This is a genomic window from Nocardiopsis dassonvillei, from assembly GCF_964273065.1.
GTDB lineage: Bacteria > Actinomycetota > Actinomycetes > Streptosporangiales > Streptosporangiaceae > Nocardiopsis > Nocardiopsis dassonvillei_B.
The window spans coordinates 651,735-664,939 of sequence record NZ_OZ186815.1 but is presented as its reverse complement, the minus strand read 5'-3'; the positions used below and the strand labels follow the sequence as shown (position 1 = coordinate 664,939).

General features: G+C 74.7%; 11 protein-coding genes. 4 read left to right on the top strand and 7 right to left on the bottom strand.

Features of this window, described 5'->3' with window-relative positions; genetic code table 11:
* Positions 1 to 157: 157 nt before the first annotated feature.
* Entirely contained in the window at positions 158 to 3,427 is a 3,270-nt protein-coding gene (locus tag ACSUPR_RS03230) for an NACHT domain-containing protein (RefSeq protein WP_436889406.1), read from the bottom strand.
* 207 nt (positions 3,428 to 3,634) lie between these two features.
* Between ACSUPR_RS03230 and ACSUPR_RS03225 the strand changes: the two genes are divergently transcribed.
* Positions 3,635 to 4,240, top strand: coding sequence for an HAD family hydrolase (locus ACSUPR_RS03225; protein ID WP_436889405.1), 606 nt, complete (start codon positions 3,635 to 3,637; stop codon positions 4,238 to 4,240).
* 119 nt (positions 4,241 to 4,359) lie between these two features.
* On the opposite strand, the gene ACSUPR_RS03220 is transcribed toward ACSUPR_RS03225, so the two are convergent.
* Positions 4,360 to 5,724, bottom strand: a complete 1,365-nt coding sequence (locus ACSUPR_RS03220; protein WP_436889404.1) for an MFS transporter — start codon at positions 5,722 to 5,724, stop codon at positions 4,360 to 4,362.
* Between the two features lie 284 nt (positions 5,725 to 6,008).
* Between ACSUPR_RS03220 and ACSUPR_RS03215 the strand changes: the two genes are divergently transcribed.
* Complete coding sequence (locus ACSUPR_RS03215) at positions 6,009 to 7,202, top strand: NAD(P)/FAD-dependent oxidoreductase (protein ID WP_436889403.1); 1,194 nt, start codon at positions 6,009 to 6,011, stop codon at positions 7,200 to 7,202.
* An 18-nt stretch (positions 7,203 to 7,220) separates the two neighbouring features.
* Here ACSUPR_RS03215 and ACSUPR_RS03210 read toward each other — a convergent pair whose 3' ends face one another.
* Both ACSUPR_RS03210 and ACSUPR_RS03205 read right to left on the bottom strand, forming a co-directional pair.
* Complete coding sequence (locus ACSUPR_RS03210; RefSeq protein ID WP_436889402.1) at positions 7,221 to 7,910, bottom strand: nucleoside/nucleotide kinase family protein; 690 nt, start codon at positions 7,908 to 7,910, stop codon at positions 7,221 to 7,223.
* A 63-nt stretch (positions 7,911 to 7,973) separates the two neighbouring features.
* Positions 7,974 to 8,510 carry an NUDIX hydrolase family protein gene (locus ACSUPR_RS03205; protein WP_436889401.1) on the bottom strand — a complete coding sequence of 179 codons (537 nt, stop codon included), beginning with the start codon at positions 8,508 to 8,510 and terminating at the stop codon, positions 7,974 to 7,976.
* A gap of 386 nt (positions 8,511 to 8,896) precedes the next feature.
* Between ACSUPR_RS03205 and ACSUPR_RS03200 the strand changes: the two genes are divergently transcribed.
* Complete coding sequence (locus ACSUPR_RS03200) at positions 8,897 to 9,196, top strand: STAS domain-containing protein (RefSeq protein WP_436889400.1); 300 nt, start codon at positions 8,897 to 8,899, stop codon at positions 9,194 to 9,196.
* 55 nt (positions 9,197 to 9,251) lie between these two features.
* On the opposite strand, the gene ACSUPR_RS03195 is transcribed toward ACSUPR_RS03200, so the two are convergent.
* A complete protein-coding gene (locus ACSUPR_RS03195) occupies positions 9,252 to 9,707 on the bottom strand; it encodes a nuclear transport factor 2 family protein (protein ID WP_436889399.1) in 456 nt (151 codons plus the stop codon).
* Positions 9,708 to 9,856: 149 nt separating this feature from the next.
* On the opposite strand from ACSUPR_RS03195, the gene ACSUPR_RS03190 reads away from it, so the two are divergent.
* Positions 9,857 to 10,858, top strand: a complete 1,002-nt coding sequence (locus ACSUPR_RS03190; protein ID WP_436889398.1) for a GlxA family transcriptional regulator — start codon at positions 9,857 to 9,859, stop codon at positions 10,856 to 10,858.
* Between the two features lie 81 nt (positions 10,859 to 10,939).
* On the opposite strand, the gene ACSUPR_RS03185 is transcribed toward ACSUPR_RS03190, so the two are convergent.
* Complete coding sequence (locus ACSUPR_RS03185) at positions 10,940 to 12,619, bottom strand: PH domain-containing protein (RefSeq protein ID WP_436889397.1); 1,680 nt, start codon at positions 12,617 to 12,619, stop codon at positions 10,940 to 10,942.
* Complete coding sequence (locus tag ACSUPR_RS03180; RefSeq protein ID WP_436889396.1) at positions 12,616 to 13,113, bottom strand: PH domain-containing protein; 498 nt, start codon at positions 13,111 to 13,113, stop codon at positions 12,616 to 12,618. Before ACSUPR_RS03180 ends, ACSUPR_RS03185 begins: the two co-directional genes overlap by 4 nt.
* Between the last annotated feature and the right edge of the window lie 92 nt (positions 13,114 to 13,205).

The window sequence follows — 13,205 nt, the reverse complement described above, 5'->3', positions numbered from 1 at the left end:
CCGGAGCCCCGGACGCATCCCCCGAGGCCACAGCGCTTCCGAGGCGCGCGCACCCCGGGAGAACAAGGATCGGGCCATTCTCGGCGGAAGGTACGGGACTTTCTCCTCTTGCCCTGTCGCTTTCTTTCCGGAAAAGCCGCGGAGCGCGCTTTTCCCCTCACCAGGGCGACATCTCCTCCGGCCACCCCCGGACCACCGCGGACCCCTCTCCCAGCAGGTCCGCCCCGATCACCCTGCGCCCCTGGCGGACGTGCACGACGAGGTCGCGCGCCCCCGCCAACGATGTCAGGTCCAGGGTGCCCGGGTGGTCCAGACAGAGGATCTCCAGACCGGGGATCTCCCGGACCCAGGACAGGTCGTGGCTCCGGCCGTCCCGGAACATCTCCAGGAACAGCAGGCGCAGACCGGTCAGCCGGGTGATGTGGTCGATGTTGCCCCAGGCGGTGTGCGGAGCCAGTCGCAGCCGGGACAGCCGGGGCAGCGCCGTCAGCGGGGCCAGGTCCAGGACCTCCGCCGGATGCGACGCCCGGTGGCTGAACTGGACGAGCGTCCCGGCCTGGCTCTCGATGCCCTTCAAGGACCGGAGGTTGCGGCAGACCGTGACCCGCAGCCTGGTGAGCCTGCCGGGGATGTCCTCCAGGGAGGAGAGGTCCTCGGTTCCCAGGCTCATGTAGGCGAGCCGTTCCACGGTGGGCGCCAGCAGCGCGCCGAGGCGGAGGCGGGGCAGGGAGCCGGTGAACTCCACCGAGGCCAGCCGGGGGAACTCCCGCAGCGCCTCCAGGTCCTCGGTCCGGTCGGCGTGGCTCAGCGCCAGCCGCTCCAGCGGAGTCCTGAGCAGCGGGGCCACCGAGGCCGCGTACGCGTTGGCGTAGACCTCGAACCCGGTCAGCCCCTCGAGGCCGCCCACCGGATCCAGATCGATGCCGTGCCAGGCGTGGCCCTCGCGGTTGCGCAGGTGCACCCGGTGCACCTGCGGCACGAGGGCGAGGCCGTCCAGGGTGTCCCCGGTCCGGCCCTCCACCGACAGCCGTGGAGCGCCCGGCATGTGCCGGGACGCCAGGTCGATGCGTTCGGCCGGGACGGGGATGTAGTACTCCGGGTACCGGGCCGCGGCCCGGGGCAGGAAGACCTCGGCGAGCTCGTCGTCCTGGTCCGCCCACCAGACCCGCTGGGCCGCCAGGAAGACCTGGTGCGCGGGATTGTCCAGCGCCCGGTCGATGAGCGCCGCGCTCCCGCGGCCGCCGATCGCCCCGGCGGCCTCGATGGTCCACCGGGCCTCGCGGGCGTTGGCCGGCGGGGCGGCGGCCAGCAGGGGCAGCGCGGCCTCACCGACCAGGGACAGGGCCCTGACATGGGTGGCGTTCCGCGGCGGCAGCAGTCCGCGCACCCGGGTGTGGATCTCCTCCCGCAGCTCCTCCGACAGCCGCGGCGAGGTCTCCAGGCAGGCGAAGGCCACCAGCAGCAATCGGTCCCGGTTGCGCCTCTCCCTGTCGGAGCGGGTCAGCAGCCCCCGGACCAGTTCCTCCCGCTGGGCCGGGGCGGCGTGCCCGGCCGCCATGACCACCGTCTCGTGCCACTGGTCGTCGTGGGCGTTGCGCACCAGTAGCGGCAGGCTGTCGTCCTCCACCAGCGCCTTGGCCGCCAGGTACTCCTCGAAGGTGCGGTGCAGGAAGCTCACCCGGTCCACCGCCGGCGTCTGCAACAGGCCGCTGCGCACCAGCAGGTGGTCGAACACCCGCTCCGGCGGGTACTCCACCCGGTGCATCGTCGCCAACGCCCGCCCGGTCCGGCGGCGCGCGGTGTCGACGGGGGCGTCGGAGGCCCCGTTGATCACCAGCCACTTGGCCAGCTCTTGGAGCAGCAGCACCATCTCGCTCCGGGACAGGTCCACCCCGTGGTCGATCCCGCGCTGGAGGTCGCGGTCCTTGAGCAGCATGGACAGGGCCGCCTCGTACACCTCCATCCGGTCCCGGGGCAGCGCCGTGTGCCGGTCGCGGTACAGGGCGCACAGCAGCGCGCAGAGCAGCGGTGTGGCGGCCAGCGCCAGCAGGTGCCGCTGCCCGGTGAGCTTGCGGCCCAGCTCCCCCTCGTACCGGGTCAGGCGCTCGCGCTCGCCGGCGTCGACCGTCTCGCTGCGCACCGCCTCGTGCCAGTGGTGGACGAACGCGCGCACGTCCTGCTCGCCCAGCGGCTGGAGCTCGGCGCCGACGAACCCCTCGCCGTCCAGCCAGGACCCGGCCGCGGCGCCCGGACGGGTGGTGACCACGTACCGGCTGTCGGGGAAGTCCGCCACCAGTTCACGGAGCCAGCGGCGGGCGGACTCGCGCCGGTCGGGCGGGAGCTCGTCCACCCCGTCCACCAGGACGACCCCCCGGCCCTGCGCCAGCACCCGGCCGACCCACCCGTCGGGGGCCCGGTCGGCCAGGTGGCGGCCGGTGTGCGCGACGAAGTCCGCGGGTTCGGGCAGGTCCCGGCCCACGTACTGGCGGAGCGGGACCAGGAAGGGCACCAGGCCGTTCCAGGAGTCCATCTCCTCCGGGAAGTCGCCCCGGCTGGCCCGTACGCCGATCCACCGCAGCAGGGTGGTCTTGCCGCTGCCCGCCGGGCCGCGCAGGAAGACCCGCGCACAGGTGCCCAGGGCCCGTTCGACGCGGTCCTCGTCGGGGTCGTGGAGGAACCCCGACTCGTCCGGGTCCCACCGCTCCCGGGACACCCGCAGGCTGAGGTAGGCCAGGGTCAGCGGGTACCTGCGCGTGCCCGCGTCCGTGCCGAACAGCTCCAGCACGTCCCAGCGCTCGGCGGCCTTGCGCCGGTACGCCGTCACGAACGCCGCCTCCGCCGCGGCCTCGCCGTCCTCGTCCCCGCCCTCGACCCGGCGGGGCAGCCGGTCCAGCACCTCCTCCAGCCGCCGCAGGATGAGGCCCTCGCGCCGCAGCAGCTCGGTGAACGCCCCCGCCTGGAACCGGGGCAGCGTCGTCAGCGTGGCCATGACGTACGCGCACGCCTCCGGCAGCAGCCGGTCGTACAGCGCCCTCCCGGCCGCGCCCAGGTCCCGGGCGGCGCCCGGAGACCTCCCGCGCACGTACCGCTCCAGGTACAGCGGGTCCAGGTCCTGCTCGAACAGCACCCGGTCGGTCAGCCCGGCGCGCTCGAAGGAGTCGGCCACCGCCAGCACCGCCGCCTCGCGCTCGTTGTCGGCCAGCCCGCGGAACTCGTGCTCCATCTGCTCCAGGATCCGGTCGGCGACCGCCTCCTCGATCTCCCCGAACCTGCGCTCCAGGCGTCTCTGCTCGCGCCGGTCGGTGACCCGGGCCTGCACCAGGTCCACCACCGTCGTGGCGGCGCTGTTGACGATCGGGTCGCCGAGCCAGATTCCGCAGGCGGCCTTGACCACGGCCACGCCGAGTTTGAGGGCGGCGTCGTACACGTGACTCCCAGGGGGTCGGGGGGCGGACCGCCGCGGCGTACCGCCGCGACATCCCTTTCAGGGTAGGCCGGTCCGGCCCGCCCCGGCGGGTCGTCCACAGGCCCGATCCGCCCTCTTCCCGGGCCGTTTCGTCCGGTCCGCGTGCGCGGAGCGGCGCCGTCGGGTAGGGCTGGGGGGAGCCGCCCCACCGACCCCGAGGAGACCTCCTTGCCCGAGACCGAATCCGGAGCCGTCCTTTTCGACCTGTTCGGCGTGATCGCCCGCCACCAGTCCGAGGAGGGAAAGCAGCGCCTGGTCGCGACCATGGACACCGCCGACCCCGCCGCGTTCTGGAGGGCCTACTGGGACCTGCGCCTGTCCTACGACCGCGGTGACCTGGACGGTCCCGCCTACTGGCGGGCGGTGGGGGAACGGCTGGGCCGCCCGGTCTCCCCGGCCCTGGCCGCCGAGCTGGTCGACGCCGACATCGACAGCTGGCGGGCGGTGGACCCCGACATGGTCGCCCTGGTGGAGCGCCTGGCCTCGCGGGGCCGCACCGTGGGCCTGCTGTCCAACATCCCGGCCGAGCTCGCCGACCGCTTCGAGAAGGACAACCCGTGGCTGGCCGCGTTCTCGGTGCGCGCCTTCTCCGGGCGACTGGGGCTGGCCAAGCCCGAGCCCGAGGTCTACCTGTGGTGCCTGGACCGGATGGGCGCCGCCCCGGGCGGCACCCTGTTCGTGGACGACCGCGGGGAGAACGTCGCGGCCGCCGAGGCGCTGGGCATGTCCGGGCACGTGTTCACCGGCCGGGCCGCCCTCGAGGCGCACCTGTAGAACGCGCCGGGCGCCTTTCCCCGCGGCGCGGACGGACCCCGGTCCACATGACGCGCTCCCCGGCGGAAAACCCGCCGGGGGGCGCGTCCCGTCCGTGGGTGCCGCCTGCGCCGCCCGGTTCAGCCGCGGACGGTGACCCGCACCGGGGTGTCGTCCAGGGAGTCGTTCCGGGTCTCGCGGGTCAGCAGCAGCGCGACCAGCGTGACCACGCTGACCAGCACCAGGTACCCGCCCACCCAGGCGATCCCGAAGGTGCCCGCCAGCCAGGTGGCGATGTAGGGGGCGAAGGACGCGCCCAGCAGCCCGGCCAGGTTGTAGGCGGCCGAGGCGCCGGTGTAGCGCACGTTGGTCGGGAACAGCTCGGGCAGCACCGCCGCCATCGGGCCGAAGGTCAGGCCCATCAGCGACAGGCCGATGATGAGGAAGGCCAGGACCCCGACGGTCCCCGAACCCAGCAACGGGCCCATGGCGAACCCGAACACGATGATCGCGACGGTCACCGCCACCAGGACCGGCTTGCGGCCGAACCGGTCGGACAGCAGTCCGGCGACCGGGGTGAAGATCCCGAAGAACACCACGCCCACCAGCAGGAACACCAGGAACTGGGAGCGGTCGTAGCCCAGGCCGGTCTCCGGGTCGGTGCCGAAGCCCAGGGAGAACACCGTCATCAGGTAGAAGAGCACGTACGTGGCGACCATGACCAGGGTGCCCAGGACCAGGGCCGCCCAGTTGCGGCGGAACACCTCGACGATGGGCGTGCGCACCTGTTCGCCCGCGGCCAGGACCCTGGCGAACGCGGGGGTCTCGTGCAGGCTCAGGCGCACCCACAGGCCCACGACGATGAGGATCGTCGACAGCAGGAACGGCACCCGCCAGCCCCACGCCAGGAACGTCTCCTCGCTCATGGCCCGGGTCAGGACCAGGAACACGCCGTTGGCGAGGAAGAAACCGATCGGCGCGCCCAGCTGCGGGAACGTGCCGTAGAAGCCGCGCCTGCCCCTGGGCGCGTTCTCGGTGGCCAGCAGGGCGGCGCCGCCCCACTCCCCGCCCAGCCCCAGGCCCTGGCCGAACCGGCACAGCGCCAGCAGCAGCGGGGCGGCGACGCCGACCTGGGCGTAGGTGGGCAGTACGCCGATGCCCACGGTGGCGATGCCCATGGTGAGCAGGGACGCGACCAGGGTGGCCTTGCGGCCGACGCGGTCGCCGAAGTGGCCGAACACCCAGGAGCCGATGGGGCGGGCCACGAACGCGATGGCGAAGGTGGCCAGCGACTGCAGGCGGGCGGCCGTCATGTCGCCCTCGGGGAAGAACAAAACCGGAAATACCAGGACCGCTGCGGTCGCATAGATGTAAAAGTCGTAAAACTCGACGGATGTGCCGACAAGGCTCGCCGTGAGCACCTTGCGTCGCGGGTTGGTCGGCGGGCTCACCGGCGCGGGGCTGCCGCGCTCCGGTGCGGGGTGCTGTTCGGCGACGTCCGTCATGGGACTTCTTTCCAGGTCAGGGCGATGGTCTACAAAGAGAGGATGACCGGATCGTAGACCCACCGGATATCATGTGGGACATCTATCTCAGAATATGGACACGTGGAGGGGTGTGAGTCCGCCCCCGGGGCCCGGCCGTCCCACGGGACACTCTGTACACCAGGGGGTTCGGGGCTGCCCGTGTCCCGTGTCACATTCGGGGATTGTGTGTGCGGACATGTCACGTTCGCGGGGGGCCGTTCCGTCCATGGGGCAGACGGAACACCCCACAAGGGAGGCACCCCATGGCACACGAACTCCTCGTCCTCGGCGCCGGATACGCCGGGCTCTCCGCCGCCCGCCGCGCCGCCCACCACGCCCGCCGCAGCGGCACGGGGCTGCGCGTCACCCTCGTCAACGCCACCGACACCTTCGTCGAGCGGGTCCGCCTGCACGAGGTCGCCGCCGGGCGCGGCACCGCCGTCCACCCCCTGTCCGACTCCCTGGACCCCTCCGTCGGCCTCGTCGTCGGCCGGGTGGAGTCCGTCGACGCCGACGCGCGCACCGTCGACGTCCGCACCGGGGACCGGGTCCGCACCCTGCGCTACGACACCCTCGTGTACGCCCTGGGCAGCGCCGCGGCGGTGGACGCGGTGCCCGGCGCCGCCGAGCACGCCGCCACCCTCGCCGGGCTCGACGGCGCCCGCACCCTGGCCCGCCGCATCGCCGAGGAGCGCCCCCGGACCCTCACCGTCGTCGGCGGCGGGCTGACCGGCCTGGAGGCGGCCACCGAGCTCGCCGAGGCCCACCCCGGACCGCACGTGCGCCTGGTCACCTCCGGACCCGTCGGAGCCGGGCTCTCCCCCCGGGGCCGGGCCCACGTCCTGCGCGTCCTGGACCGCATGGGTGTGGCCGTGCGCGAGCACACGCGGGTCGCCGCCGTCGAGGCCGACCACCTCAAACTGGAGGACGGGGACCTGCTGGAGAGCGACCTCACCGTGTGGAACGCCGGTTTCACGGTCTCCCCGCTGGCCGCCGACGCCGGGCTGACCGTGGACGGCGACGGGCGCGCCCTCGTCGACGGCACCCAGAGGTCGCTCTCCCACCCGGACGTGTACGTGGTGGGCGACGCGGCCCACGCCGACGCCGCGGACGGGTCGGCGCTGCGCATGTCCTGCGCGATGGGCCTGCCCATGGGGACCGCGGCCGCCGACGCCCTCGCCGCCCGGCTGGCCGGGCGCGAGCCGGACGCCACCCCGTTCGGCTACATGAACCAGTGCGTCAGCCTGGGGCGGCGCGACGGGCTCATCCAGTTCGTGCGCGCCGACGACTCCCCGGGGCGGAGCATCCTGACCGGGCGCCTCGCCGCCCGGTACAAGGAGATGATCGTGGCGTCCGCCTACGGCGGGCTCCGGGGGCCGGGGGGACAGGGGCAGGCGGCGGGCTACCTGTGGGCCGTGCGCGCGGCCGCCCGCCGCTTCCTGCGCCGGGCCGCCTGAGCCGCGGGGCCGCGGGCCTCAGCCGCCCGCGGCCTCCGCGTCACCCGCGTCATCCGCGCCGCCGCGGGGCACCGCCCCGGTGGGCACGATCCGGGTGCAGGCGTCCCGGAGGCGCTTGACCAGCTCCCCGTTGGCGCGGTCGCTGCGTTCGACCCACTCCCGGGCGGCCGCCTCGTCCCGGCCGCCCGCCAGCTGGCGGCGGAGCAGGCGCCGCTCGCGCACGGCGTCGTCGGCCTCCACGTACCAGAGCTCGGCGAACAGCGGGCGCAGCCCGCCCCAGGGCTCGGCGTCCCAGGCCAGGTAGTTGCCCTCGGTGACGATGAGCCGGGTGCCCGGTTCGATCACGTGCCGGGCCGCGACGGGCTCGTGCAGCCGCCGGTCGTAGTCGGGCACGTAGACGGGGTGGCCGGTCTCGGCGAGCAGGCGCCGCACCAGGGCCGCGTACCCGTGCGCGTCGAAGGTGTCGGGGGCGCCCTTGCGGTCCAGCCGCCCCAGCCGCTCCAGCTGGGCGTTGGACAGGTGGAACCCGTCCATGGGCAGGTAGCCGGCGGTGCCCGCGCCGGCGCGGGCGTCGACCTCGGCCACCAGCCGCCGGGCCAGGGTGGACTTGCCCGCGCCGGGGGCGCCGGTGAGGCCGAGCAGGACGCGGCCCCGGGGGCGGAGCAGGGACAGGGTGTCGTCGACGAGGGCGGCGAGGGCGTCGGGCATGGGCCGAGCCTACGCCCTGCCGGAGGGCGGGCCCCGGAGGAGGACCCCCGGGGCCCGGACGGGTCAGGGGGTGTGCCCCACGTGGGCCAGCGCCTGGCGCAGCAGCACGTCCTGGCCGTCGTTCATCTCGGCGCCCACCGAGGGGTCCGCGGCCTCCTCGGGGGTGAGCCACACCAGGTCCAGGGCGTCCTGGCGGGGCTGGCAGTCGCCCGAGACCGGCACGATGTAGGCCAGTGCCACCGCGTGCTGGCGCGGGTCGTGGAACGGCGTCACCCCCGGGGTGGGGAAGTACTCGGCGACCGTGAACGGCTGCGGCGAGGCGGGGATCCGGGGCAGCGCCACCGGGCCCAGGTCCTTCTCCAGGTGGCGCAGCAGCGCGTCGCGGACCCGCTCGTGGTACAGGACCCGGCCCGAGACCAGCGACCGGTGGAACCGGCCGTCGGGGGTCGCCCGCATCAGCAGCCCGACGCGGGTGACCTGGCCGGCCTCGTCCACCCGGACGGGGACGGCCTGCACGTACACCAGGGGCATACGGCCGCGGATGTTCTCCAGCTCCTGGGCTGAGAACCAGCCGGGTCGGGTCTCGGCGGTTTCGGTCATGGGGTGCGCGGCGCGGTCCCGCCCGGCAGGGCGGAAGGGGAACGCCGCTCCCTCCCTTCTGTGCGCTGTGCGTCGGCCCGGAGCCTCGAGGACACCAGAGTGTCCCTACCGCTTTTACCGCACCCGGGGCCGCGGGGCGCGGTGCGGGGGTGCGTCCGGGTGTGTCCGAGAGAGGGTCACGTGGCCGGCCCGGGGGCCGGACGGTGCCGTCCCCGCGGCCACATCGGCGAGATTTCAGGGGGTTTCCTCGTAAAAAGCCTCCCAGAACCTCTCTGGAGAGGTTACGATCTCGTACGCGGTTGCGTAGTGGAAAGATTACGTCCGGTGAGAGGTGGCCTCGAGTGGCACGGGATGTCCGGTTCCAGGAATGTCTCCCGCACACCGGTGTGGCGGTGGTGTCCGTGGAGGGCGAGGTCGACCTGGCCACCGTCCCCGGTCTGCGCGCGCGGTTGGCGGTGGCGACCCGGGACGAGGCCTGCGAGTGCCTGGTCGTGGACCTGGCGGGCGTCGGCTTCCTGGACGCGAGCGGGGTGGGCGCCCTGGTGGCGGCCCGGCGGGCCATGACCGCCCGGGGCGGTCGGCTGGTGCTGGCCCGGCCGCGCCCGGTGGTCTCCCGGGTCCTGGGGATCCTGGGCCTGGACCGGGTCTTCGAGATCGTTCCGGCCCCGGCGCCGGACGCGCACTGAGCACACCCGCCCCGGTGTCGGCCGGGGCGGGTGCAGCCGTTCCGCCCGGCCGGTGTCAGGCCAGTGGGAAGGGGACGCCGTGCTCCTCCAGCGGGCGCGGGCCCCGGATGCGGCGTTCGGCCGCGGCGATGGGCACGTCGTTGATGGAGGCCTCCCGGCGCCGCATCAGCCCCCGGGGGTCGAACTCCCACAGTTCGTTGCCGTAGCTGCGCCACCAGCGGCCCCGCGCGTCGTGCCACTCGTACTGGAAGCGGACGGCTATGCGGTCCTCCCCGAAGGCCCACAGCTCCTTGCGCAGGGCGTAGTCGAGCTCGCGCTCCCACTTGTCGGCCAGGAAGGCCCGGATCTCCTCCCGTCCGGTGAGGAACCGGTCGCGGTTGCGCCACACGGAGTCGGGTGTGTAGGCCAGGGACACCCTGTGGGGGTCGCGGGTGTTCCAGGCGTCCTCGGCGGCCTGCACCTTGGCGCGGGCGTCGGCCTCGGTGAAGGGCGGCAGGGGCGGACGGGTCATGGCGGTCTCCTCGCGGGGCGGCGGTCGGCGCCCGGGCGGTCCCGGGCGGGGCCCGGAGTCCAGGCTGCCGGTACGGAGCGGCCCGCCGCCATGTCCTCAAAGACAGGGTTCCCACACATTCGGACACGTCCGGCCGCTACGCTCGGGCCATGAGCGGACGCGCCATCGTGGTGATGGCCTACGACGGTGTCCGGCTGCTGGACGTGACCGCGCCCCTGGAGGTGTTCGCCACGGCCGCAGGCCAGGGCGGGTCCTACACGGTGGCCCTGTGCTCGCCGTCCGGCCTGGACGTGCGCACCTCGGCGGGTACGCGGCTGCGGGTGGACGCCGCCGCGCACGAGGTGCGCGGGGCGCACACCCTGGTCGTGCCCGGCTCCCCGGACCTGCCCCGCCGGCCCTGGCCCGAGGGGCTGATGGCGGCGGTCGAGGCGCTGGCGGGGCGCAGCGAGCGCGTGGCGTCGGTGTGCACGGGCGCGTTCGTCCTGGCCGGCGCGGGGCTGCTGGAGGGCCGCCGGGCCACCACCCACTGGCGCCACGCGGCCCTGCTCGCGCGCGCCTTCCCCGGGGTGCGGGTCGAACCGGACGCGATCTACGTCCGCGACGGCCGGGTGCTGACCTCGGCGGGGGTCAGCGCGGGACTGGACCTGTCCCTGGCGCTGGTGGAGGAGGACGAGGGGTCCGACCTGGCCCGCGAGGTCGCCCGCGACCTGGTGGTCTTCCTCCGGCGGCCGGGCGGGCAGTCGCAGTTCTCGGTCGCCGCCCGCACCCCCCGCCCGCCCCGCGACGCCCTGCGCCCGGTCCTGGACGCGGTGGCGGCCGACCCGGCGGGCGACCATTCGGCACCGGCCATGGCGGCCCGTGCGGGGATGAGCACCCGCCACCTGAGCAGGCTGTTCCGCGAACACCTGGGCGAGACGCCCGCCGCCCACGTGGAGTCGGTGCGGCTGGAGGCGGCGCGCGCCCTGCTGGAGGCCGGGGAGAGCGTGGCGGGGGCGGCCGAGCGCTCCGGGCTGGGCAGCGGCGAGTCGCTGCGCCGGGTGTTCTGGCGCCACCTGGGGCTGACCCCCTCGGCCTACCGGGACCGCTTCCGCACCGCCCGGCGCGGGGCGCGGCCCGCGGAGCCCCCGGGAGAGCACGGCGCCCCCCGGTAGGAGGCGGCCCCGGTAGGAGGCGGCCCCCGCTCCCGCACGGCGGCGGGTGCAGGGGCCGGTCCCCAGAGCCCGTCCACGGCCTCAGCCGCGCTCGCCGTCCCGCTCCAGGAACTGGGAGAGCAGCTCGGGCACCGCCAGGTCCGCCCAGGCCAGCCCCTGGCCCAGGCCCACGTCGGCGGCGGTGTACATGCCCTTGCCCGAGGCGGTGGTGGCCGACACGTGCGCCAGCCCGGCCCGGCGCTGGAACGGCGTGCGGGTGATCCGCCAGCCGATCACCGCCGACCGCTCCAGGGCCACGGTGTCGCGCACCGCCATGCCCCGGCGCACCACCAGGTAGCGCGGGTGCAGGCCGTGCCCCAGCGCCCGGTGGGAGCCGACCGCGTACCAGAACGCCACCGCGGCGAACACGGCGCCCATCAGCCACCAGCCCCAGACCGGGGCGGCCTCCACCGCGTACGTGGCCACCGGCAGCGGGTTGAGCTGCTCCTCGATCTCGTGGGCGACCTCCCACCAGGCCTCGGTGGCCAGCGAGTGCAGCCACGCCAGCGCGGCCGCGGCGGCGAAGCCCGCCAGGGAGGCCCAGACGGCGCGCACGAGCCTGCGGCGCAGCGCGGTCGGCGGGTGCGGGGTCAGCGGCAGGTCCAGCGGGGACTCGGGGGTGCGCATCAGGTCCGCGGCGAGCTCGCGGGCACGGGCCCGCGGCATCGGGGGCGACAGGCGGCTCCTGGCCTGGGTCTTCTGCTCGTCCCCGGCGGACAGGCCGGTGGCGACCGCGCGCACGTCCGCGCCGCCCGCCGCGCGCAGCACCAGGGGTTCGTGCAGGGCGACGCCGTTGAGGCGGCGCCCCTCCACGGACAGCGACACGCTGGTGAGCAGTCCGCGGCGCAGGCGCACCGTTCCGTCGCCCTCCCGGGTCAGGCGGTAGTTCCACCAGGTCTCCACCGCCACGGCCACCAGCACGACCGTGCCCGAGACCAGCAACGCGAGCAGGGACAGGGGGACGACGACGAGCAGCCGGGACATCACGAACGCGCCGATCTCGGCGGTGGTGGGCAGTCCGGCCTGCTCGGAGATCCAGCGGTAGATCCAGCCCTCGCTCTGGGCGTTGGCGCCGATCAGCGCGGCGACGGCACCGAGGCCGATGCCCAGGGTGGCGGTGGTGGCGGGGGCGTAGGCCAGCCAGCGCGGGTCCAGGCGGGCCAGTTCCACCTCGGTGGGCTCCTCGGCGCCGTCCGGTCCGCCGCCCCCGGGGGCGGCGGCGTCCGCGGCGGGGCGCCGGTACAGAAGCTCGCGGCGCAGCCGCTCGCCCTGGGCGGCGGTGACGAACTGGAGCTTGAGCTCGTCCGAGCCGGAGCCGACCTTCTCGCCGGTGCCGATGGCGACCGAGCACAGGCCGAAGGGCCGGGTGTAGATCGGCGCGGCCACGTCGACGCTGCGCACGCGTTCGCGCGGCACCGAGCGGTAGGCCTTGGCGAGCACTCCCGAGCGCATCTCCATGCGCTCGTCGGTGACGCGGTAGGAGACCGCCCTCAGGACGGCCATGTCGATCGCGGTGAGGACGGCGGTGAGGGCCAGGGCCCCGGGCAGCGGGGCCGCCGCCCACCAGGGCTGGCCGACGAGGACCAGGACGACGGTGCCGACGGCCGCGGCCGGGAGGAGGAACAGGGCGACGGCGGCGGTGTTCGCCCACACGCTGAGCGGGCTCAGGCCCTGCCACTCGCCGAGCGGGCGGTCGGTCGCGGGGGGCTGTGCGGTGGTCATGTCGCGTCTCCGGGGACGGCCTGGGTGGTCTCGGTGAGCTGGTCGGCGATCCGGGTCGCCAGGACGTGGTCCAGGCCCGCGATCTCGATGGGCCCGGCGGCCGAGGCGGTCGTGACGGTCACGCTGGACAGCCCGAACGCCCGCTGCAGCGGGCCGCGCGCGGTGTCCACGGTCTGGATGCGCGACATGGGGGCCACCCGCCACTCCTGCCAGAACCAGCCGCTGGAGGCGTAGACGGCGGTGTCGGTGACCTCCCAGCGGTGGACCCGGTAGCGCCACCGCGGCATGACGACGGTGATCAGCAGGCCGACGCCCCCGACGACCGCGGTGGCGACGAGGAACCAGAAGCGGACGGGCTCCCAGATCAGGGCGGGGACGAGGGGGACCGCGGTCAGGACGACGGTCACCGCCAGGGATCGGGTGGTCCACCAGCGGACGGCCCGGGGGTCCACGCGGTGGTGCGGCGGGCGCAGGCGCGGTGTGTCGGTGGTCATCGCGTCGACGTCTCCTCTCGGTCTGGAGGGCCCCTTCGGCCCGGCTTCTATAAAAAGTGATATCATAATGCTATGCTCGAGTCATCACCTGA